This window comes from Bradyrhizobium cenepequi (assembly GCF_020329485.1).
Classification (GTDB): domain Bacteria; phylum Pseudomonadota; class Alphaproteobacteria; order Rhizobiales; family Xanthobacteraceae; genus Bradyrhizobium; species Bradyrhizobium cenepequi.
This window is the reverse complement of the sequence record NZ_JAGKJI010000164.1, coordinates 1-868: the sequence shown is the minus strand read 5'-3', so window position 1 is coordinate 868 and position 868 is coordinate 1. Positions and strand designations below refer to the sequence as shown.

The window sequence follows — 868 nt, the reverse complement described above, 5'->3', positions numbered from 1 at the left end:
GGCCGCGTTTTCAGGGCCGTCCGATGGCAGCGGGCGGTGGCGGTCACGCCGCAGCTCCCACGGGCTGCAGCACCGCCCATCGTTTGAGGTTCATGGCGAGGCAGATAAGACGCAGATGCGTCTGGTTGCGTCTCAGGCCCAGATAGCGGGCGCGCGCCCAGCGGTAGACGCCCTTGAGACGTGCGAAGACCTGCTCGACCGGCGCGCGGCGCCGTCCCACCGCGTCGTTGAAGCGCTTCTGCCGCTCGGTCAGGGGATGATGCTTGTTGGGCCGGAACATCAGCCGCGGCTTGATGCCCTGCGCCGCGAGCCCGCTGCGGCGCTCGTGCTTGTCATAGGCCTGGTCGGCATAGACCGCCTCCTCGTCACCGCAGATCAGTTCGTCGGCCGGCACCGTGTCGTTGACCGCAGCGTCGGTCAGCTTGCTGCGGCGGATGATCGCCGAGCCCTGGTCGATGCCGACATGCGCCTTGTAGCCGAAGTACCGCTTGCCACCCTTCTTGGTCCAGCGCGCATCCGCATCGCGCTTGCTGTTGACCAGCTTGCTCGGCGCCCGACCGTCCGGGCCGAGCGGCTGCGGATCTTCCGGCGGCTTCGGCGGCTTCACCGCCGCCGGGATCAGGCTCGCGTCGATCAGCGTGCCCCGCCGCAGCACCAGCCCACGCGCATCAATCTGGCGCACGATCTCACCGAACAGCGTCTCGTCCAACCCGGCCCGCTGCAACGCCTCGCGGAAGCGCCAGATCGTCGCGTGGTCGGGGGTCTCGTCGTCCAGCACAAAACCGCAGAAATCGCGGAACGAGGCGCGGTCATCCAGCGCCTCTTCAAGCTCCGGATCGGACAGTCCATACCATTGCTGCAGCAGCAG

The 868-nt window shown here is 68.0% G+C and carries 1 protein-coding gene; it reads right to left on the bottom strand.

From position 1 onward, the window contains the following. Window positions 1-43: 43 nt before the first annotated feature. Window positions 44-868 (bottom strand): IS5 family transposase (locus tag J6497_RS40705; protein WP_225709751.1); only part of this gene is annotated, 825 nt, incomplete at its 5' end.